Source organism: Mesorhizobium sp. WSM4983, assembly GCF_029625765.1.
Taxonomy (GTDB): domain Bacteria; phylum Pseudomonadota; class Alphaproteobacteria; order Rhizobiales; family Rhizobiaceae; genus Mesorhizobium.
Genome location: NZ_JARTVM010000001.1, coordinates 1,077,494 through 1,098,369, shown reverse-complemented (window position 1 = coordinate 1,098,369; position 20,876 = coordinate 1,077,494). Strand labels below are relative to the sequence as shown.

Genomic DNA, 20,876 nt, shown 5'->3' with positions numbered 1-20,876 from the left:
CGCCCTATGCGTTTGCAAACCGGAACCGGCACACCTCTCCGCAGCCGGCAAGAACGAAAACAAAATAGCGGACAGCCGGAGGCAACCTGGCATCAATGGCACAGTATGGCGTCGACCTCTTGTGGGTCCTTATCCTAGCTAGTCTCGGACTCAGCGCTCTCGCGATCTTCGTCTCAATAACCAGGCACCGTCACCAGCATGCAACGGCTGCGAACACGCCCGGTGCGGGCGAGGACGTCGCATCGGAAGCCGCACGCAAGGTGTTGCGCGAATTCGAGAAGAACGGGCAGTCGGTCGACGCCGCCCTCGTCACCTGGTCACCGGAGACGCTGCGCAAGATCCTTGCCGAGGATCTGCCGGACGCGCAGGTCATCGTCGTCTCCAACCGCGAGCCCTACATCCACAATGAGGACGAGAACGGCGATGTCGAGCTCGTCGTGCCGGCGAGCGGACTGGTCTCGGCACTGGAGCCGATCACGCGCGCCTGCGCCGGCACTTGGATCGCCTATGGCGGCGGAAGCGCGGATCGTCAGGTCGTCGACCGTCACGACCGGGTACAGGTGCCGCCCGAAAATCCATCTTATGCCCTGCGCCGGGTCTGGCTGACCGATGAGGAATATCAGGGCTATTATCTCGGCTTCGCCAATGAAGGGCTTTGGCCGCTCTGCCATATAGCCTTTACCCGACCGATCTTCCGCGAGTCGGACTGGGCGGCCTACGAGGCCGTCAACCGCAAATTCGCCGAAACGGTGGTTGCCGAGGCGCGCAACGAGAGGCCGATCGTGCTGGTCCAGGATTATCATTTCGCGCTGCTGCCGCGCATGATCCGCGAGCGCCTGCCCGAGGCGATTGTCATCACCTTCTGGCACATCCCGTGGCCGAATTCGGAAGTGTTCAGCATCTGTCCGTGGCGCGAGCGCATTCTGGATGGGCTGCTGGGCAGCTCGATCATCGGCTTCCACACCCAGTTCCATGCCAACAACTTCACCGAGAGCGTCGACCGTTTCATGGAGAGCCGGATCGAACGGGCGGATGCCGCGGTGTCCTATGGCGGCCAGACGACTTTGGTCCACGCCTACCCGATCTCTATCGAATGGCCTGTGCAGCTCCTGAAGAGCCTGCCGCCGGTCGAGGAATGCCGCGCGCAAATCCGCGAGCGGTTCGGGATTCCAGCCGACGCCAAGCTGTGCGTCGGTGTCGAGCGCCTCGACTACACCAAGGGCATTCTCGACCGCTTCCATGCGCTGGAGGAACTGTTCATCCGCTACCCTGAAATGATCGGTAAGGCGGTGTTCCTGCAGGTCGCCGCACCGAGCCGGGGCACATTGCCGGCCTACAAGCACCTGCATGAGGAATGCCAGCGGCTCGCCGAGGGACTCAACGAGCGCTACGGCAACGGCAGCTATCGTCCGGTCGTGCTCGTGGCCGAGCATCACTCGCAGAAGGACGTCTACAAGATCTACCGCGCGGCCGACATCTGCCTCGTCACCAGCCTGCATGACGGCATGAACCTCGTGGCCAAGGAGTTCGTTGCCGCGCGAGACGACGAGGAGGGCGTGCTCCTGCTCAGCACGTTTGCCGGCGCCTCGCGCGAACTGCTCGAGGCGCTGATCGTCAATCCTTACGACGCGGCGATGATGAGCGAAGCCATGCGGCAGGCGCTGGTCATGGGGCCCGACGAGCAGCGCGAGCGCATGCGCCGCATGCGCGAGATCGTACGCGACAACAATGTCTATCGCTGGGCCGGCAGCATGCTGCTCGACGCGGCGCGATTGAGGAAGCGCGGCGAGCTCGACCGCGTCACGGCCTTGTCCGACCGCTCGGCAAACACCAACGGCGACAATGTCGTCTCTATCTTCGAACGCAAACAGGCAGTCGGATTCCGATGAACATCCAGGCAGATTTGACACCACCGCTCCCCGAAGGCCGGTGGGCGCTCTTCCTCGATATCGATGGCACCTTGCTCGAGCACGCAGCCCATCCAGATAGCGTCGCGGTCAGCGCGGAGTTGCGTTCGCTGCTGCAAGCGGTCGAGCACCGGCTGGATGGAGCGCTCGCCTTCATCACCGGCCGCTCTATCGCGGCCGTCGACCGGCTGTTCGACCCTGTGAAGCTGCGGATCGCCGGCCTCTACGGGCTGGAGCACAGGCTGACACCGGGCGGGAAAATCGAGGCCGCCGACGAGCCGGCGGATATGGCCGCACTTGCCGACGAAATCGAGCTGGAGCTGGCAAGCAAGGCCGTCTATGTCGAGCGCAAGGGGCCGGTGCTCGCCATCCACACGCGGGCAGCGCCGCAATTGCTGGCCCGCGCGACGGAACTGGTCGAGACAGCACTTGCCCGGCTGCCGAAAGGCTACCGCGTAATTGCCGGCAATGCCGGTGTCGAACTGATGCCGCTGGAGGCGGCCAAGGGCGCCGCAATCCGGCGCTTCATGCAGCTTGAACCTTTCACCGGACGGCGTCCGGTATTCCTCGGCGACGACACGTCCGACGAAAACGGTTTTGAGACCGTCAATGCCGCGGGCGGGATCTCGATCCGCGTGAGACCGCAGGGCGAGACCGCGGCGCGTTTCGCCATCGCCGATGTCGCCAGCGCGATCGCCTGGCTCGCGGCGAATTTCAATGACGGCTTCGAGCCGGCGGACCGCAGCGATCTGGTTGCCTGATCAATCTCGGGAAAAGTGCGTCACGGTCCTTCGTCTGGGATCGCAAAACGGCCCCACAACGGGGCCGTTTTGTCGGTAGCTGCACTGATTGGTTACTTGCTGCCGCCGTTCTCCTTGACGCTGCTGCAGAACTCCGGATGGCTGTTGGCTGCATTGGCGTTCTTGGCCTCGTCCTCACAAGCCGTCATCATCGCGGTCTGGTCCTCCGGCGACATTGCCTTCCACGCCTTCACGAAGGCGTCCTTGCTGACCATCGTCTTCATGCTGGAGTCGGTGTAGAAGGGCTGCATCTTGGCTGGGTCATCCAGCGCCGACGTGCCGGTTTCGCCAGCGGCGAGAGCCGAGCCGGCGACCATCGAAAGGGTCATTGCGCCAAGGCAGATCATCTTGATGTTCATGACATAAACCTCCTGTTTCTCTGGATCGTTCGAGAAACGATCGTGTCATCAACGGAAGGTCCGGATCAAAGTTCCTCTATTCCCGTGAAATGCAGAAAAAAATTCTGAAGAAAAATGGTCCTGAGAGGGCCGAAACTCTCCGTGGTCCGGCCGTTAAGTTTGGTTGCATTACACTCAGGGCGGCAATCAGTAGCAGGAACGCTAATGTTCCAGGCGACGAGGCGCGATCAGTTCCTGTCGACCGGCTTGGAGCGCATCCGCGAAACGGTCTCTCGCTCGGCGCGCTTGGAGCGCATCGGCGGCAGACCGCGATCGACGAGGTCCATGTCCTCCAGCACCATGTCGCCCATGCGCTTGAAGGCAACGTCGAGCGCGCCGGCGCGGTGTGCCGAGCGCAGAAAGCCGGAAAGCGAGCGCACCGGATGGTCCTTCGCCAGCGGCTCCTCGGGAAACACGTCGCTGGCCGCAACGACATGGCCGCTTTTGACCGCTTCCATCAGCGCCGGGAAATCGACGACGCCGGCGCGGCTGAGCAGGATGAAAGCGGCGCCCTGGCGCATCTTGGCGAAAGCGTCGGCGCCGAGAAAACCCTGGTTCTCGCTGGTCACCGAGGCGACGACGAAAACGAAATCGCTTTCCGACAGCACCCTTTCGAGCGAGGCCGGCTCGACGCCATGCTCCACCAGCACGGAAGGCGGTAGCCAGGGATCGAAGACCCTAGTGCGCGTTCGGAAGCCGGTCAGCAGCCGATTGAGAGCGCGGCCAAGATCGCCGAAGCCGATGATGCCGACATCCGAACCCGAGAGGAGTCGCGCCGTCTGGTTGCCGTCACCGCCCCATAGTTCCTTGCCTTGCCGGAAGGCGAGGTCGGCATCGACGATGCCGCGCGCCAAGTTTAGCGCCATGGCAAGGCCGAGTTCCGCCACCGGCTCCGCGAACACCAGGCCGGTGGTGACGACGTGAATGCCGCGGGCAAACAGCGTCTCATAGGGCATGTTGTTGATGAGATTGGTCTCGACGTTGAAGATGCAGCGCAGCGCTTTCAACCTCTCCAGCGTCTGAGGGGTGATCGGCGGCTGGCCGACGATGTAGCGGGCTTCGGCCAGCACATCTGTCGGCAACTCCGAGACGCCTTCCGGCGTTGTCTCGACGATGCGATATCTTTTGCGGAAGCGCGCCAGCTGCGGCGGCGTGAAGATCAGGTCGAGCGTGCGCGGTTCGGGTGCGCTGATCACCAGCGGCGAGGCTTTGTTGGACATGATTTTCCTCCCGGCGCGATTGGATCGCATCAATCATATCAGCGTTTTTACTCCCAATGAAACGATTTACAACAGCGAAAAATCGATTTATCGATTATGTTAACGAGAGGGCGACCACTCGCCTCCGGGAGAAGATTAATGGCGCAACAGCAGGCCCAGCAGCGGCGCGCGTCGATCCACGATGTGGCAAGCCAGGCGGGCGTGTCGGCGGCCACTGTTTCCAAGGTTCTTTCCGGCGTCACCACGGTAAAACCGGAAAACGCGCAGCGCGTCCTCGATGCCGTCGAGCTTCTGGGCTACCGCGTCGATCCGCTCGCCTCGGATATGCGCAGGGCCAAGCGTCGCATCATCGGCGCCATCATGCCGGAGTTCGAAAGCGAGTTCTTCGGCCAGATGGTGAGCGAGCTCGAAGGCCTCGCCGAGCAACGCGGCTATACGCTGGTCGCCGCCTCCAGCCGGGAATCGGAGCAACGTGAGAAGGAGATCCTCGCCCGCATGCATGACTGGCGCGTTGCCGGCGTCGTACTGGCGCCGGTGCGAAACGAGCACGGACCGGCGGCTGGTTTCATGAAAGCGAACGGCATGACAGGGGTGCTGATTGACCGCGTGCTTGCCGATGACGCCTTCGACACGGTTTCGGCCGACAGCGCTGCGGCAAGCGCCGAAGTGGCGCGCGCGCTGGTCAGCCAGGGCCATCGTCATGTTCTTGTGGTCGGTCTCGGCCAGCAGGCGGCGACCGTGCGCGCCCGGCTCGAAGGGTTTCGCAAGATGGCGCTTGAGCTTGCGCCCGACATCCGGATCGACGTCGTACTCTGCGAAAGCGATGTCGGGCCTTTGCGGACGCTGCTTCGCGATTATTTCAGCCAGCGGGAAGACGGCGGCGACAGGCCTACGGCGGTCTATTCGCTCTTCCTGAAGGGCACGCTGGTGGCGCTTTCGGAGTTTCGGCGGCGCGGCTGGCACTGCCCAAACGACATCTCGCTGGTCGGCTTCGACGACGCCGAATGGATGCAGGTGACGTGGCCGGCGATCGCCGCGGTGGTGCAGCCGGTGCGCGAGATCGCCGCCAACGCAATGGAGGTTTTGTTTCGCAGGATCGAAGGCGAGCGCGGCCCGCCGAGGGCGCGGCTCGAACCTTGCAAGGTGTTCATGCGGGAATCCGTTGGCTCGCCAGGCAGCGTCCCGCATTCCGGGGGAGGAGACCGACAATAACCCCCATGTCGACAACGGAAGAAGAGTGCCGGCCCTGGCCGAGGCATCCGGCGCAAACAAACGGAGGACGGAATGACATCGCTTTCCACAAAGATAAATCGATTTACTCTCGCATTGGGCGTGGCGCTTACCTTTGCCGCGGTCGGCACTGCTAAGGCCGAGGACGGCGAATATGGCGTGCTGATGAAGACCTTGGCCAATCCGTTCTGGGGCGCGATGGCGCAGGGCGTCGCCGACGGCGCCAAGGAAGCCGGCGTGAAATACTTCCAGCAGGCGGCCGAAAGCGACCAGGCGGCCGAGCCGCAGCTCAACCTCTGCAACACGATGCTCGAGCGCAAGCCGGTGGCGATGATCACCGCCGCCATCAACTCGACCAACCTTTTGCCCTGCCTGAAATCGGCGCAGGATGCCGGCATCAAGATCGTCGATCTCGACAACAATCTTGACCAGGCGGTTCTCGACAAGGAAGGCGTCAAGGTCACCTTCCATATCGGTTCCGACAACGTCGCCGCGGGTGCGCAAGGGGCCGAATATCTCGTCTCCAAGCTTGGCAAGGACGCCAAGGGTCCGGTGCTGGTGATCGAGGGTCTCTCAGGCAACATCACCGGCGAGAAGCGCGCCAAAGGCTTTGCCGACAAGCTCAAGGAACTGGCGCCGGGGCTCGAGGTGGTCGCCTCGCTGCCGGGCGATTGGGATCGCGGCAAGGCCGCCTCGATCGCCACCGACACACTGACGGCGCATCCCGATCTGGTTGCCATCTTCTGCGCCAACGACGGCATGGCGTTGGGCGCCGTTGAATCGGTCTACGCCGCCGGCAAAGGCGAGCAGGTGACGATCATCGGCGTGGACGGCAACATCGACGCGGTGAAGTCGATCAAGGAAGGCCGCCTGAACGCTTCCGTCGCGCAGCTTCCCTATCTCGTCGGCAAGCAGGCGGTCGAGAACGTCAAGAAGGCGCTGGCCGGCGAGAAGGTCGAGGAAAGCATCGCGGTGCCCACCCTGGTGCTGACCAAGGACGTGCTCGACGCCGGCAAGGAGCCGATGCTGCAATATGTGAAGTAGCAAGAGAAGGGACTAGGGGAGCAGGTCAGTAGGGGAGTAGGTCAGTAGTAGGGGGTAGGAGGAGGAAGGTTTGCACTTCCCAGACCCGGCTCTCTCCCGCTGACTTCCCTATTCCCCTAGTCCCCTACCCAGAAGGGTCAAAACATGGCTTCCGAAACGGCGCAGCCCGGGTTTTGGGCTCGGGTGCAGCGCGCATCCGTCGAGAGGCTCCACATCAGGCTGGAGTCGCTGCTGGTGCTTGTGCTGCTGAGCGCGGCGATGGCGATTCTGTCGCCTTTCTTCCTGTCGCTCAGCAATTTCCTCAACATCCTGCTCGCCACGTCGACGATCGGCGTGCTGGCGATCGCCGCGACCTTCGTCATCGGTTCAGGTGGGCTCGATCTGTCGCTGGGATCGGTCATGGGCCTTGCCGGCGTGGCGGGGGCCTTCGTCGCCGTCAACCTCGGCTGGCCGTCGGTGTTCGCGGTGATCGCCTGCATTCTGGCCGGAAGTATCGCCGGCTACATCAACGGCCAACTGGTCACCCGCGCCTTCGTGCCGGCCTTCATCGTAACGCTCGGCATGCTGGGCCTTGCGCGCGGGCTGGCGCTCGTCATCTCGCAGGGCAGGGCGATCTACGGCCTGCCGCCGGAGATCGTCTATATCGGGCAAGGGAGGCCGCTCGGCATTCCGATGCCCGTCATCATCTTCGTGCTGACGGCGATCGTCGCGCATACGGTGCTTGCCTATACGCGCTTCGGCCGCCACACTTTGGCGCTCGGCGACAGCGAGGGCGCGGCGCGCGCAGCCGGCATCCGCGTCGAGCAGCATCGCCGCATCATCTACACGCTCTCCGGCGCGCTTGCCGGGCTTGCCGGTCTCTTGTTCACCGCCCGCGTCAATGCGGGCGATCCGACCGCCGGCATCAACTACGAACTCACCGCGATCACCGCGGCGATCATCGGCGGCACCAACCTGTTCGGCGGCCGTGCCTCGATCCTCGGCACCATGATCGGCGCTCTGATCATGGGCGTGCTGCAGAACGGGCTGACGCTGCTTGCCGTGCAATCCTATTACCAGCAGATGGCGATCGGCGCGGTTCTCATCCTCGCGGTCTTCATCGACCAGTATCAGGTGCGGAAGGAGTCGCGCGTATGACCCTGCTTTCGCTCCACAAGATCCGCAAAAGCTTCGGGGCGGTCGACGTGCTGCATGGCGTCGACCTGTCGGTCGCAGCCGGCGAGGTGGTCGGGCTGGTCGGCGACAACGGCGCCGGCAAGTCGACGCTGATGAAGACCATCACCGGCATCTACCGCGCCGACACCGGCTCGATCGAGTTCGACGGCAAGGACATCCTCGCCCTCGACCCCGGCCAGCGGCGACGGCTCGGCATCGAGATGATCTACCAGGATCTGTCCTTGGCCAAGCAGCAGGACGTGGCCTCCAACATCTTCCTTGGCCGCGAGCCGACGAAAAGGCTGCTCGGCCTCTTCCCCGGCTTTGTCGACAAGACCGAGATGGATCGGCAGGCGGCGCGGATGATCGAGCGGCTCGGGGCGCACCTGCCGTCGATCAGTCGTTCCGTCGGCTCCTTCTCCGGCGGCCAGCAGCAGACGGTGGCCATCGCGCGGGCGCTCACCTTCAACCCGAAGCTCGTCATCATGGACGAGCCGACGGCGGCGCTGGCTGTGCGCGAGGTGCAGAGCGTGCTCGATCTCATCCGGCGGCTGAAGTCTGAAGGCATCGCCGTCATTTTGATTTCGCACCGGCTGAACGACGTGCTGTCGGTCACCGACCGCATCGTCGTGCTGCGCCACGGCAGGGCGGATGCCGATCTCGTCACCGCCAAAACCAACATGAACGAAGTCGTCAGCCGCATCGTCGGCGGCGGCGACACGGCCGCCGCGGCGGCGCACGAACAACGAGGCTGATATGAATGTTTTCGGACTGCACACTTTCGCCATCGCCCCGGTCTGGGATCTGGCCCGCATCGAGCCGCAGATGGGCCGGCTGAAGGAGCTCGGTATTGGCCTCATGGAAATCCCGCTGCTCAGACCCGAGGAGATCGACACCAAGCGCACGCGCGGTTTTGCAAACCATTATGGCGTGCAGCTCATTCCGTCGCTCGGCCTGCCGCGCGCACTCGACGTGGTGGAGCGGCCGGAAGAAGCGCTCGATTTCCTGCAGCCGGCCTTCAAGGTCTGCAACGAGGTGGGCGCCGAGGCGCTCGGCGGCGTCACCTATGGCACGATCGGCAAGACCACCGGCAGGGCGCCGACGCAGCGGGAGATCGACGGCATGTGCCGCTTCCTCGAAAGGGCGGCAAAGTCGGCGAAGGCCCGCAGCCTGAACCTCGGCATCGAACCCTGCAACCGCTACGAGACGCATCTGATCAACCGCGGCGTCGACGCGGCGCGCATCATCGAGCGCATCGGCGCCGACAACATCTTCATCCATCTCGACACCTACCACATGCATATCGAGGAAGAGAGCTTCGCGGCCGGCTTCGAGGCGGCGGCGCCCTTCCTCGGCTATGTGCATGTGTCGGAGGCCAATCGCGGTGTGCCGGGGCGCGGCATGCTGAACTGGGCAGCCTGCATGAAGGCGATCGCCGACATCGGCTATGAGGGCCCGATCACGCTCGAAAGCATGAACCATGTCGACGTCGACATCGCCGGGGGGCTCGCGGTGTGGCGCCCGGTGGCGGAAGACCCTCGCGACGTCATCGAGGTGGGGCTGCCGTTCCTGCGCGAGGAAGCGAAGAAGGCGGGGCTGACACTCGGGTAACGAAAGCTAGTTGCCCCGGCGCGTCAGCCAGCGGCGACGCGCCTCCAGCTGTTCGGCGAGTTCGGCCTCGTCCCAATAGCCGATGAGCACGCCGGAGCCGATGATCGGGTCGAAATGGCCGACCTTGTCGTCGATCTCCGTCAGCCACTCGTCGGGGACGGTAATGCGATTGTTGGGCAGCGCCAGCCAGCGCATCAGCATTTTGCGCAGCCGGTCAATGTCGCCGGCGGCCGACGGCTCGCGGCCGAGGTCGCGCAATTCGCCGGGGTCGTTGTGGAGATCGAAGAACATCGGCTCGACACCTTCGCCATGGACGAGTTTGAAGCGGCCGTCGGTGATCATGTAGAGCTTGCAGCCCGACACCGGCATGGCGAGCTTCAGCCGCGCCGCATCGCCGCTGTAGTCATACTCGCTTATGGCATAGTTGCGCAGGCTCTTCCGCTCACCCGAAGTCAGCGACAGCAGCGAGCGGCCTTCGAGGACATGCGGCTTGGGCCTGCCGCCGAAATAATCGAGAAAGGTGGGTGCGAGATCGATCATCTCGACCAGCGCGTCCAACGTGGTTCCTCTTGTGGCGTCGGCTTCCGGACGAGGATCGTAGACGATCATCGGCACCTTCACCGCGACGTCGTGGAACAGGTATTTCTCGCCGAGCCAATGGTCGCCGAGATAGTCGCCGTGGTCAGAAGTGAAGACCACAAGCGTGTTCTTGAATAGGCCGCGCTTCTCCATGAAGTCGAACAAATGGCCGAGCTGATCGTCGATCTGCTTGATCAGGCCCATGTAGCAGGGAACGACCGTTTCGCGGACCTCATCGCGCGAGAAGTTCTTCGAGTACCGCTCCTGCTGGAAGGCCTCGAAGATCGGGTTTGGCGAGATGCGCTCGGCTTCGCTGCGAACGGGCGGCTGGATGTCCGCCTTGCCGTACATGGCGTGGTAGGGCGCGGGCACGATATAGGGCCAGTGCGGCTTGATGTAGGAAAGATGCGCGCACCAGGCTTCGCCCTTGGCCTCGGCGTCCTCAATGAAGCGCATGGCGCGGCGCGTCATGTAAGGCGTCTCGGAATGCTCCTCCGGAATGCGCGCCGCCTTATCGGCATGGACGAGCAGCCAGCCGTTGAAATTCTCGCCATTCTCGCCTTCGCCGGAATTCGCCCAATGCTCCCAAGGATTTTCGGCCTCGAAGCCGTGCTGGCGCAGATAGGAGTCGTAGGCCGGATCGGGGTCGTAGCTGGTCGAGGGGTGCAGGCCGTCATCGCGCTCGAACGGCTCGAAGCCGCATTCCGCGACACGCACGCCGATGACGGAATCCTTGGCGATGCCGAGGCGCTCCATCCCTTCCTCGTCGGCCTTCATATGTGTCTTGCCGATGAGCGCACAACGCACGCCGACCTCGCGCAGATGGTCGCCCAGCGTCGGCTCGCCGACTCTGAGCGGCACGCCATTATGCGTCGAGCCGTGCGAGCGGACGTAGCGGCCGGTATAGGCGCTCATGCGCGAGGGGCCGCAGACCGTCGATTGCACATAGGCATTGGTGAAACGCACGCCGCGGCTGGCGAGCCGGTCGATGTTCGGCGTCGTCAGACTCTTGTGCCCGGCGCAGCTCAGATAATCGAACCGCAGCTGGTCGCACATGATGAAAAGGACGTTGTGTTTCGAGGTCATTGCTGCCCGTCGGAATGGTTCTCGAACCCGGTAATGCCAGAACAATCAGCGCATGCCAACCAGGGCAACCAGCCTGTACAGCTCACCAGAGAACTTTACAAAATCATTTTTTCATGTGAAGTCTCAGGCATCCCAAGGATCCCAAATGACATCCCACCGTTTTGCCACCCGTCTCAATTCCTTCGCCTCGCGGCCTGAGGCGGAGTGGGCCGGGCTTACCGGGAAGCCCTCGGTGCTGCAGATGGCGGCGCGGGCGGCTAAGGTCGAGGGGCTCACCGATCTCGACCTCAACTTTCCCGACCATATCGGTGAAAACCCCAGGGAAATCGCACGGAGGCTTGGTGATCTCGGGCTTTCCATCAATGGCTTCGCGATGCGCTACTATTCCAATCCCGCCTTCAAGCTCGGCGCGTTCACCAATCCCGATCCGGCAGTGCGGCGTGAAGCCATCGACCTCACCAAGGCTGGCATCGACGCGGCGCGAGAGGCCGGCGCCGGTCTCATGACGTTGTGGCTGGGGCAGGATGGTTTCGACTACGCTTTCCAAGCCGACTACGCGACACTTTGGCAACACGAAATCGACGGTATTCGTGAAGTTGCGTCGCATGACCCCGATTGCGCCATCAGCCTCGAATATAAGCCGAACGAGCCGCGTTCCTATTCGCTGATGCCGGATGCCGCGACCACGTTGCTGGCGATCCGCGAGGCCGGCCTGCCCAATCTCGGCGTCACCCTCGACTTCGCGCATGTTCTTTATGCCGACGAGCAACCGGCCTTTGCCGCCGCTCTTGTCGCCCGTCACAGCAGGTTGCTCGGCGTTCATCTCAACGATGGCTACGCCAAGCGCGACGACGGCCTGATGGTCGGCGCCGTGCACACGCTGCAGACCATCGAGCTGCTGCGCCAGATACGCAGGGACGGCTACGCCGGTGCCATCTATTTCGACACCTTTCCGGACATGACCGGTCTCGACCCGGTGCGCGAATGCGAGGTCAACATCATGACCGTCAAGCGCATGTTGCGGGTCGTCGAGCGGCTGGAGCGGGACAATCGGTTGGCGGCTGCCCTCGATGGGCAGGACGCGGTTGCCTCGCAGGCTATCGTCCAGGAAATCCTGCTCGGAGCTGCAGGATGACGTCCGCGGATCTCCGGGCCGTGGGGCCGCGCATCCGCATGATGATGCCGCATCTCACACCGCTGGAGGCAAAGGTGGTGGAAACCGTGTTCGGCCGCCGCGGTTTCGACGAGACGATCCCTTTGAAGGAGATCGCTGACGAGGCCGGCGTCTCCGAGGCGATGGTGGTGAAGATCGCCAAGAAGCTGGGCTTCTCCGGCTATCGCGACTTCCGGACGGCAGTCTGCGAATACAGCCGCTCGCCGACCGCCGAGATGCACCGGGAACTCTCCGTCGACGACAGTTCGGCCGAGATCGTGCAAAAGGTCTTCCGCACTTCGATACAGGCGCTGGAGGAAACGCTGGCGATCCTTGACATCGGCAATTTCGACCGGGCCGCCGACCTCATTTATCGATCCAAGCATCGCGACTTCTATGGCGTCGGCGGTTCGGCTCAGATTGCCCGGGATGTCTCGCACAAGTTCCTGCGGATCGGCATCCGCGCGGCGGTTTACGACGATTCCCACATGATGCTCATGTCGGCCTCGCTCCTCGGCGCCGAAGACATTGCCGTCGGCTTTTCCCATTCCGGCAACAGCAGCGCGGTGATTGATGCCGTTCAACTTGCCAGAAAGAACGGCGCCAGAACGCTTGCCATAACCAACTACGCCAACTCGCCGCTGGCAGCCGAGGCGGATGTCGTGCTCTGCTCGACCGCGCGGGGGTCGCCGCTGATGGGCGAGAATGCGGCCGCCCGTATCGCCCAGCTCAACATCCTGGATGCGCTGTTCGTCGCGGTGGCGCAGCGCGACTATCAGGCGGCGGAGCACAATCTCGGCCGCACCATGTCGGCAGTGACGTCGAAACGCCGAGACAAGTACAGATGAAAGATCGTCGCGGATGAGCGATGCTTCAGCGGGGTTGGTGGCCGTGTTCGGCAGCCTGCATTACGACATCCTGGTCGACGCACCGGATCGTCCGCGCAAGGGCGAGACGGTGACCGGTTTCGGCTGGCAGCCGAAATGCGGCGGCAAGGGCGGCAATCAGGCCCTGTCGGCGGCGCGCGCGGGGGCGAGGTCGGCGATGATCGGCGCCGTCGGCGACGACGATTTCGGCCGCGCGCTGCTCGCCAATCTCAGCCGCAGCAATGTCGAGCACCGCTTCGTGCGAACAGAACCGGGGACCCGATCAGGCATGAGCGTGGCCATCTTCGACGACGATGGCGACTACGGCGCGGTGATCGTTTCCGGCAGCAATCTGACACTCGGCGAAAAGAATGTCGCGGCCGCCGCCGGTCTGCTCGCGCAGGCTGAGGTGCTGTTGCTGCAGAACGAAGTTCCGGAAATCGCCAACATCGCTGCCGCGCGCGCGGCGAAGGCTCACGGCTGCTGCGTCGTGCTCAACGCGGCGCCGGCCCGGCCGCTGCCCGCCGAACTCACCGGGCTCGTCGACATCGTGATCACCAACGCCATAGAGGCGGAGTTCCTGGCCGGCATTCCGGTCGTCGACACGCTTGAAGGCGCAGCTGAGGCAGTGCGGCAATTGGCAATCGTTTATCCGGCTGCAATCGTCACCGCCGGCGGCGATGGCGTCGCCTATCACGATCGCGATGGCCGCGCCTTTGCGCTCGCTGCCATTCCGGTAAGGGTGGTCAGCACCCATGGCGCAGGTGACGAATTCGTCGGTGCCTTTGCGGCTGCGCTTGCTCGCGGCGAGCCCACCGAGGCCGCCATCGCCGCCGCGAATGCCGCCGCCGCCCTGCTGGTCTCGACCCCGGAGAAGGATCGCCAAACGCCCCCTCAAAAGATCCAAGGCGGCGTGCACCGTCCAGAGTAGCCCTCGGTTTACCGATCTAGACAACTGGTGCAATGTTGGTTTGGAGGATCGAGATCGTGCCATTCGTCAGTATCGGCGGCATTGCGTTGCACCATCGCCTTATCGCCGGGACGGCTGCTGCGCGCCCGATCATCTTCATCAATTCGCTCGGCACCGACTTGCGGATCTGGGACGATATCGTCGCACGGCTTGCCGGTGAGATGCCGATGCTCGTCTATGACAAGCGCGGCCACGGACTTTCCGACATCGGCAGCGGCGTGCGCTCGATCGACGACCATGTCGACGATCTGAGCGCGCTCATCGATTGCTTCGGCTTCCAGAAGGTCGTGCTTTTTGGCCTGTCGGTCGGCGGCATGGTCGCGCAGGGGTTCTATGCACGGCGGCCCGAACTCGTCGAAGCGCTGATCCTCAGCGACACCGCGCACAAAATAGGTACCGCCGAGAGCTGGAACAGCCGCATCGCGACGGTCGAGCGTGACGGCATCGAGGCGATTGCCGATGGCATCATGAAGGTGTGGTTCACGCCGGATTTTCATGCCAACCGCGTCGCAGAGCTTGCCGGTTGCCGCAACATGCTGACCAGGCAGGCGCTGCCAGGTTACATCGGCACGTGTATGGCGGTTCGCGACGCGGATTTCACCGACAGCGCGCGCCGCATCGCGGTGCCGACGCTCTGCATCGGCGGCGACCAGGACGGTTCGACGCCGCCCAATCTCGTGCGCTCGCTTGCCGACCTGATCCCCGGCGCGCGCTTCGAGCTGATCCGCGGCGCCGGGCACATTCCCTGCATCGAGCAGCCCGATGCGCTCGTCGCCCTGATCCGCGCCTTCGTCGCGTCGTTGCCTGAGGGGAAGCCTCCCCATGGACGATGACGCAAACAATGCCAACCGATACCGGACCGGGCTCGAGGGCGACGCCATCGCATCGATTGCGAGGCGGTGCGCTTCTCCTGGTGGATGACGACGATCCTCCACCGCTTCCCCGAGGCGGGTGAGTTCGGTCAGCGCATCCAGGAAGCCGAGCTCAATTATCTCGTACACTCCATTGCCGCCTCGACCGCGCTGGCGGAGAACTATGTCGGCCTGCCTTACTGAGCGGGCCGAGCCGTCAGACCCGTTCCAGTGCAATCGCAATGCCCTGGCCGACGCCGATGCACATGGTGGCCAAAGCGCAGCGTCCGCCGCGCTCGCGCAGCTCCAGCGCCGCCGTGCCGGTGATGCGCGCGCCCGACATGCCGAGCGGATGACCGAGCGCGATCGCGCCGCCGTTGGGGTTCACATGCTCCGCCTGCTCGGAAATTCCGAGTTCGCGCAGCACGGCAACGCCTTGCGAGGCGAAGGCTTCGTTCAACTCGACGACGTCGAATTGGTCAGGCCTCAAGCCGAGACGGGCGCAGAGCTTTTTGGTTGCCGGCGCGGGACCGATACCCATGATGCGCGGCGCGACGCCGGCAACAGCACCGCCGAGAATGCGGGCGATCGGCGTCAGGCCATGTTTCCTGGCCGCCGCTTCGGAGGCCATGATCAGCGCAGCAGCACCATCATTGACGCCGGAAGCATTGCCGGCAGTCACGGTGCCGCCCTGGCGGAACGGCGTCGGCAGCTTGGCCAGGGCCTCGATGGTCGTGCCGGCGCGGGGATGCTCGTCCTTCGAGACGACGATTGGCTCGCCCTTTTTCCGCGGGATCGCCACCGGCGTGATCTCCTTCGCCAGCCGGCCATTGGCCTGCGCCGCAACAGCCTTGTCCTGGCTGCGCACGGCAAAGGCGTCCTGGTCGGCTCTGCTGACCGAAAACTCCTCGGCGACGTTCTCGCCGGTCTCCGGCATGGAATCGACGCCGTACTGCTTCTTCATCAGCGGGTTGACGAAGCGCCAGCCGATGGTCGTGTCGTAGATCTCGGCATTGCGCGAGAAGGCGGTGTCGGCCTTCGGCATGACGAAGGGCGCGCGGCTCATCGACTCCACCCCGCCGGCAATCATCAGCTCGGCCTCGCCGGCCCTGATGGCCCGGGCGGCGATGGTGACGGCATCCATGCCCGAGCCACAGAGCCGATTGATCGTGGAGCCCGGAATGTCCTGGGGAAGGCCGGCCAGCAGCAACGCCATCCGCGCCACGTTGCGGTTGTCCTCGCCGGCCTGATTGGCGCAGCCAAAGACGACGTCGTCGACCGCGGCCCAGTCGACGCCCAGGTTGCGCTCGACCAACGCCTTCAGCGGAATGGCGGCGAGATCGTCGGCTCGCACCGAGGATAGCGCGCCGCCGAAACGACCGATCGGCGTGCGGATGTAGTCGCAGATGAAGGCATCAGTCATTATGCAGCTTTCCCCTTGTCGGTACCCGCATGCGCGGCTTTGGTGCGCGCCTGCAAATCGCGCAACGTCTTCAGCTCGAGTTCCGTCGGCGCCGGCGTCTCGTCAAGCGCCTCGGCAAACTTTGCTTCCCAGCCACAGGTCGCCTGCACCTCTTCGCGGGCGACGCCGGGATGCAGCGACACGACGGTGAATTCGTTGGTGACAGGGTCCGGCTTCCAGACGGCGAGGTCGGTGATCAGCAAAGTCGGACCGGCGGTGTCGATGCCGAGCCGCTTGCGGTGGTCGCCACCCTCGCCATGGCCGAAGGAGGTGAAGAAGTCGATCTTTTCGACCATGCCGCGCTTCGACTGCGCCATAGTGATGTAGACCTCTCGCGAGGAAGTGGCGATTTCCGGCGCGCCGCCGCCGCCGGGCAGCCGCGTCTTGGGATGCGAATAGTCGCCGATGACCGTAGTGTTGATGTTGTGAATTTGTCGAGCTGGGCGGCGCCGAGGAAGCCGATGGTGATGCGGCCGCCCTGCAGCCAGTAGCGGAACATCTCCGGCACCGCGACGGTGGTGACCGCCGTCTCGCACAATTCGCCGTCGCCGATCGACAGCGGCAAAACGTGGGGCGCGGTGCCGATGGTGCCGCTCTCGTAGATCAGCGTGATGTCCGGCGCATGGGTCAGCCGCGCGACATTGCAGGCGGCCGACGGCGCCCCGATGCCGACAAAGCAGACATCGTCGTTCTTCAGCGCACGGCTCGCGGCAATCGTCATCATCTCGTTGGGAGTGAAGCCCAAATCGATCTCGCTCATGCGGCTTTCCTCAGATGCTCGACGCGAGCAGCGAAGTCGTCTGCGCTGCTCTCGATGACGTTCTTCTGCATCCCATGCCTGGAAGCGGTCGCGGTCGGCGGCGATCTCGTCCCATTCGAGATAGGCGGAGTTGTCGCGCTCGTAATAGCCATGCGTGTAGGACGGATGGGAGCCGCCCGGGACGATCGAGATTGCCGCGATCGTCCAATTCGGCAGCACGGTGAGATTGGGGTGGAGATCGTCGAAACTGTCGACCACTTCCTCGACCGTCACTACGGCGCGTTTGGCGGCGAGCACGGCCTCCTTCTGGATGCCGATGATGCCCTCGACCAGCACATTGCCTTTGCGGTCGGCCTTCTGCGCGTGGATGAAGGCGACGTCGGGCCGGATCGCCGGAACGGCGGCCAGCACCTCGCCGGTAAACGGGCAGGTTATGGACTTGATGGTTGCATTGACGGCGGCAAGGCCTGCGCCGCGATAGCCGCGGAACACCGCGCAGGGCAGGCCGGCGGCCCCCGCCTCATAGGCGTTGGCCATGCCGGCGTGGCTGTGCTCCTCGACCTCGATCGGCCGCGGAAAGCCGTTCTCGATGGCGTCGCGAACGCGCCTGAGCAGGCCGACGCCGGGATTGCCGAGATAGGAGAAGACGATCTTCTTGGCCATGCCCATGCCGATCATCTGATCGTAGATCAGGTCGGGCGTCATGCGGATCAGCGTCAGGTCGCGAAAGCCCTGGCGGATTGCCTCATGGGCCGCGGCGGTCGGGATCAAATGGGTGAAGCCCTCGAAGGCGACCGTATCGCCATCGTGCAGAGTCTCCGCAACGGCCTTTTTCAGCGGCAGGAACTTGACCATCGTCCATTGCTCCGGAGATTAGAAGGTTCGTATCGGAGCATATGAGAGCGCCCCTCTCGCGTCACTATGAGGATGCCTGCAGGCAAACGAGGTGCAGCGCAAAACAATCGGGACATGCGGGACTTGGCCGTTGACGCTTTGTCTCACATACGCTAATGAACAGGATTATACAGGTTCATTGAACAGGTATCTATATGGCCCGTCGCGCGACGCAACTCACTCCCGGCACGGGCAAGCCCGAGCAGATCGCGACGGTTCTGGAGCACGAGATCCGCTCAGGCGTGCTCGGCTTTGGCGAACGCCTGCAGAGCGAGAACGAGCTCGTCCAGCGCTTCTCGGTCAGCCGCAACACGGTTCGCAAAGGGCTGGAAGAGCTTTCAAGCCGCGGCCTCATCACCACCAAGGTCGGCATCGGGTCCTTCGTCACTTTCGACGGCATGCCGGTCGATGACGCGATCGGCTGGTCGCGCGCGCTCGCCAATGCGGGCGCCAATGCCGAAACCCGGACGCTTAGGCTCGAGATCATCGAGAATGCCGAGCTCGCGGCAAAGCTCGGTGTCGAGAGTTCGTCTTTCATCGCCGTCGATCGCGTCCGTACGAATGCCGATGACGGCCATGCGATCTCGATCGAACGCAGCCGCCTGCCACTGTCGCCCGAGCTGGAAGACGTGCCGCTGCGCGGGCTTCGCGAAGGCTCGCTGCACCAGACGCTGCGCGGGGCAGGGCTGGTGTCCGACCATGGCGAGGAGTGGGTCGACATCGAGATGCTCAGCGCTGCTGATGCCGCCATCCTCGATTGCGCGCCGGGCACGCCGTTCCTCAGGACGCGGCGGCTGACGCGCGCCGCCGACGGCCGCGCCATCGAATTCGTCACCAGCCTGCTCAACCCGGCGCATTTCGCGCTGCATCTGGAGTTCTGAGCATGGCGGCCGACGCGATCGACCGGGCGATGGGCGCGCTGATCGGCGGCGCGCTTGGCGATGCGCTGGGCATGCCGACACAGCTTCTGTCGCCCGCCCGCATCGCCGAGCTCTATGGCCATGTCGAGGGTTTCGTTGCGCCCGCCGTCGACCATCCGGTGTCGAAGGGGCTGTCGGCAGGTGCCATCACCGACGACACCGAGCAGGCCCTGCTGCTCGGCCGCATCCTGGTCAGCTCCGGGAATCGCTTCGACCATGCGCGATGGGTCAACGCGCTGCTCGACTGGGAGCGCGACGTCAAGGCGCGTGGCAGTTACGACCTGCTTGGACCGTCGACCAAGCGGGCCATCGACGCCATCAATAACGGCGTGCCGGCGGAAGAAGCGGGGCGAACTGGCGACACCAACGGCGCCGCGATGCGGATTGCGCCGGTCGGCATTATGATCCGCCCGGAGCCGCTCGATGCCCTGGTTCTCAAAGTCGCGGAAACCTGCCGGGCTACGCACAATACGTCGATTGCGATTGCCTCCGCAGCCGCAGTTGCTGCCGCGGTCAGTCTCGGTGTTTCGGGCGCCGACTGGCGCGCTGCTTCCGGCCATGCCGTCGCGGCGGCAAAGCTTGGTGCCGCGCTCGGTCACTGGGTCACCGGCGGCGACATCGCCGAACGCATCCTCTGGGCGCAGGAACTTGTGCGCGGGAAGCGCGACAAAGAGGCGATCCGGTTGATCGTTGACCTGATCGGCACGGGGGTTGCCAGCCAGGAGTCGATTCCTGCAGCATTCGCCGTGCTGGAGGTTGCCAACGGGGATGCGTGGCGAGCGGCAGTGATCAGCGCCAATCTCGGCGGCGACACCGACACCATAGGCGCCATCGCCGCGGGCATGGCGGGCGCCTGTTCGGGCCTGTCGGGCCTGCCGCAAGATCAAATCGCGGGACTGAAGGGCATCGATCTCGCGGAGGTCGAGCCGTTGGCCAATGATCTTGTCGCGGCACGCATGCCGAAGGCCCGTGGCGGCAAGGAGGACGCCGCATGAGCGGGCGCCTCGTTCATGTCGGCAGCGCGGTGGTCGACTATGTATATCGCATCGACGCTCTCCCGGCGGCGGGCAGCGAAAAGACCGCGACGAGCTATTCGCGCGTCGCCGGCGGCGGCTTCAACATGATGGTCGCGGCAAGCCGCACCGGCATGAAGGTGGTGTTCGGCGGACAGCTTGGCATCGGGGCAGACGGCGACTTCCTGCGCGCGGCTTTCGCCGCTGAAGGCATCGAGACGCTGACGCCGCCGTCACCCTTGATGGACAGCGGCAATTGCGTCGCCATGATCAGCAGCGATGCGGAACGTACCTTCGTCTCATGGCCGGGCGCAGAGAGCGTGCTGACACCGGACATGATGGCGCCCGTCCAAGTCATTCCGGGCGATTGGGTTTTCACCTCCGGCTATACGTTGAGCTACCCTGGCAGCCGCGAAGCGCTCGCCGCCTGGATCGACGCGCTGCCGGAGGAAGTTCCCGTGGTCTTCGATCCGACGCCTGTGATCGCGGAGATTCCGCGCCCGATCTTGGAAAGGGTGCTTGCCCGCACCGCTTGGCTGAGCTGCAACGCCGACGAGGCCGCCGCAATAGCCGGCCGTGGCGACGCGCAGACCGTCGCGATCCGGCTTCTGGCCGAACACTGCCCGAAAGCCGCGGGCGTCGTGATCCGCGCCGGCGCGCATGGCTGCCTTGTGCGGCTGGCAGAAGGCGGCACGCACGCGATCCCCGGCTTCGCGGTCAGCGCCGTCGACACCAATGGTGCCGGCGATACGCATATCGGCGCCTTCGTCAGCGCATTGTGGCGCGGCCTGTCGCCCTGCGAAGCGGCGCGCTACGCGAACGCCGCGGCGGCCGTTTCCGTCACCCGTCATGGCGGCTCGTCCGCGCCGACCGACAGTGACATCCAGGAATTCCTAAGCCATCACGATCAAGGAACGATAGCGCATGGCCGGGAGGACGCGACTGCAACTTAACAAG

At 64.2% G+C, this 20,876-nt stretch carries 18 protein-coding genes and 3 pseudogenes; 15 read left to right on the top strand and 6 right to left on the bottom strand.

Going from position 1 to position 20,876, the window contains the following annotated elements; all coding sequences use genetic code 11:
- The first annotated feature begins 95 nt into the window (after positions 1-95).
- The gene (locus P9254_RS05385; protein WP_278054294.1) at positions 96-1,889 is read left to right on the top strand and encodes an alpha,alpha-trehalose-phosphate synthase (UDP-forming); all 1,794 of its coding nucleotides are present in this window, start codon (positions 96-98) and stop codon (positions 1,887-1,889) included.
- Positions 1,886-2,668 carry a trehalose-phosphatase gene (otsB, locus tag P9254_RS05380; protein ID WP_278054293.1) on the top strand — a complete coding sequence of 261 codons (783 nt, stop codon included), beginning with the start codon at positions 1,886-1,888 and terminating at the stop codon, positions 2,666-2,668. The genes P9254_RS05385 and otsB overlap by 4 nt, the downstream gene beginning before the upstream one ends.
- 92 nt (positions 2,669-2,760) lie before the next feature.
- Here the strand turns inward: otsB and P9254_RS05375 are convergent, their stop codons facing one another.
- Both P9254_RS05375 and P9254_RS05370 read right to left on the bottom strand, forming a co-directional pair.
- The gene (locus tag P9254_RS05375) at positions 2,761-3,066 is read right to left on the bottom strand and encodes a hypothetical protein (RefSeq protein ID WP_095779425.1); all 306 of its coding nucleotides are present in this window, start codon (positions 3,064-3,066) and stop codon (positions 2,761-2,763) included.
- Between the two features lie 227 nt (positions 3,067-3,293).
- The gene (locus P9254_RS05370) at positions 3,294-4,325 is read right to left on the bottom strand and encodes a hydroxyacid dehydrogenase (RefSeq protein ID WP_278054291.1); all 1,032 of its coding nucleotides are present in this window, start codon (positions 4,323-4,325) and stop codon (positions 3,294-3,296) included.
- A 138-nt stretch (positions 4,326-4,463) separates the two neighbouring features.
- On the opposite strand from P9254_RS05370, the gene P9254_RS05365 reads away from it, so the two are divergent.
- The 5 genes from P9254_RS05365 to P9254_RS05345 all read left to right on the top strand — a co-directional run bounded on the left by P9254_RS05365 (position 4,464) and on the right by P9254_RS05345 (position 9,365).
- Complete coding sequence (locus tag P9254_RS05365) at positions 4,464-5,537, top strand: LacI family DNA-binding transcriptional regulator (protein WP_127239830.1); 1,074 nt, start codon at positions 4,464-4,466, stop codon at positions 5,535-5,537.
- 72 nt (positions 5,538-5,609) lie between these two features.
- Positions 5,610-6,599: a sugar ABC transporter substrate-binding protein gene (locus tag P9254_RS05360; protein ID WP_245460845.1), complete on the top strand. Its 990-nt coding sequence runs from the start codon at positions 5,610-5,612 to the stop codon at positions 6,597-6,599.
- 144 nt (positions 6,600-6,743) lie between these two features.
- On the top strand, positions 6,744-7,736 hold the full coding sequence (locus tag P9254_RS05355; RefSeq protein ID WP_067328839.1) for an ABC transporter permease: 993 nt from the start codon (positions 6,744-6,746) through the stop codon (positions 7,734-7,736).
- Positions 7,733-8,509 (top strand): ATP-binding cassette domain-containing protein, encoded by a 777-nt coding sequence (locus P9254_RS05350; protein ID WP_066992195.1) that lies wholly within the window; start codon positions 7,733-7,735, stop codon positions 8,507-8,509. The genes P9254_RS05355 and P9254_RS05350 overlap by 4 nt, the downstream gene beginning before the upstream one ends.
- Before the next feature lies 1 nt (position 8,510).
- Positions 8,511-9,365: a sugar phosphate isomerase/epimerase family protein gene (locus tag P9254_RS05345; RefSeq protein WP_278054287.1), complete on the top strand. Its 855-nt coding sequence runs from the start codon at positions 8,511-8,513 to the stop codon at positions 9,363-9,365.
- A 6-nt stretch (positions 9,366-9,371) separates the two neighbouring features.
- Here P9254_RS05345 and P9254_RS05340 read toward each other — a convergent pair whose 3' ends face one another.
- The gene (locus P9254_RS05340) at positions 9,372-11,030 is read right to left on the bottom strand and encodes a sulfatase-like hydrolase/transferase (RefSeq protein WP_278054286.1); all 1,659 of its coding nucleotides are present in this window, start codon (positions 11,028-11,030) and stop codon (positions 9,372-9,374) included.
- Between the two features lie 145 nt (positions 11,031-11,175).
- Here P9254_RS05340 and P9254_RS05335 point away from each other — a divergent pair, with 145 nt between their 5' ends.
- From P9254_RS05335 to P9254_RS05315, 5 genes and pseudogenes are all read left to right on the top strand, one after another.
- Positions 11,176-12,165, top strand: coding sequence for a sugar phosphate isomerase/epimerase family protein (locus tag P9254_RS05335; protein WP_067328846.1), 990 nt, complete (start codon positions 11,176-11,178; stop codon positions 12,163-12,165).
- On the top strand, positions 12,162-13,031 hold the full coding sequence (locus P9254_RS05330; protein WP_278054284.1) for a MurR/RpiR family transcriptional regulator: 870 nt from the start codon (positions 12,162-12,164) through the stop codon (positions 13,029-13,031). The genes P9254_RS05335 and P9254_RS05330 overlap by 4 nt, the downstream gene beginning before the upstream one ends.
- Positions 13,032-13,044: 13 nt before the next feature.
- Positions 13,045-13,980 carry a PfkB family carbohydrate kinase gene (locus P9254_RS05325; RefSeq protein WP_278054282.1) on the top strand — a complete coding sequence of 312 codons (936 nt, stop codon included), beginning with the start codon at positions 13,045-13,047 and terminating at the stop codon, positions 13,978-13,980.
- Between the two features lie 56 nt (positions 13,981-14,036).
- Entirely contained in the window at positions 14,037-14,852 is an 816-nt protein-coding gene (gene pcaD, locus P9254_RS05320; RefSeq protein WP_278054280.1) for a 3-oxoadipate enol-lactonase, read from the top strand.
- 60 nt (positions 14,853-14,912) lie between these two features.
- Positions 14,913-15,074 (top strand): annotated as a pseudogene (locus tag P9254_RS05315) (4-hydroxybenzoate 3-monooxygenase); the annotation flags it as partial.
- 13 nt (positions 15,075-15,087) lie between these two features.
- Here the strand turns inward: P9254_RS05315 and pcaF are convergent.
- The 3 genes and pseudogenes from pcaF to P9254_RS05300 form a co-directional block, all read right to left on the bottom strand.
- The gene (gene pcaF / locus P9254_RS05310; protein WP_278054278.1) at positions 15,088-16,293 is read right to left on the bottom strand and encodes a 3-oxoadipyl-CoA thiolase; all 1,206 of its coding nucleotides are present in this window, start codon (positions 16,291-16,293) and stop codon (positions 15,088-15,090) included.
- Positions 16,293-17,092 (bottom strand): annotated as a pseudogene (locus P9254_RS05305) (CoA-transferase subunit beta). Before P9254_RS05305 ends, pcaF begins: the two are co-directional and overlap by 1 nt.
- Positions 17,089-17,947 (bottom strand): annotated as a pseudogene (locus P9254_RS05300) (CoA transferase subunit A). The pseudogenes P9254_RS05305 and P9254_RS05300 overlap by 4 nt, the downstream one beginning before the upstream one ends.
- Before the next feature lie 194 nt (positions 17,948-18,141).
- Between P9254_RS05300 and P9254_RS05295 the strand changes: the two are divergent.
- The 3 genes from P9254_RS05295 to P9254_RS05285 are packed head-to-tail and all read left to right on the top strand — an operon-like array spanning position 18,142 to position 20,872.
- A complete protein-coding gene (locus P9254_RS05295; protein ID WP_278054276.1) occupies positions 18,142-18,867 on the top strand; it encodes a GntR family transcriptional regulator in 726 nt (241 codons plus the stop codon).
- Positions 18,868-18,869: 2 nt separating this feature from the next.
- A complete protein-coding gene (locus tag P9254_RS05290) occupies positions 18,870-19,901 on the top strand; it encodes an ADP-ribosylglycohydrolase family protein (protein ID WP_067328864.1) in 1,032 nt (343 codons plus the stop codon).
- Positions 19,898-20,872: a PfkB family carbohydrate kinase gene (locus P9254_RS05285; RefSeq protein WP_067328867.1), complete on the top strand. Its 975-nt coding sequence runs from the start codon at positions 19,898-19,900 to the stop codon at positions 20,870-20,872. Before P9254_RS05290 ends, P9254_RS05285 begins: the two co-directional genes overlap by 4 nt.
- The last annotated feature ends 4 nt before the right edge of the window (positions 20,873-20,876 follow it).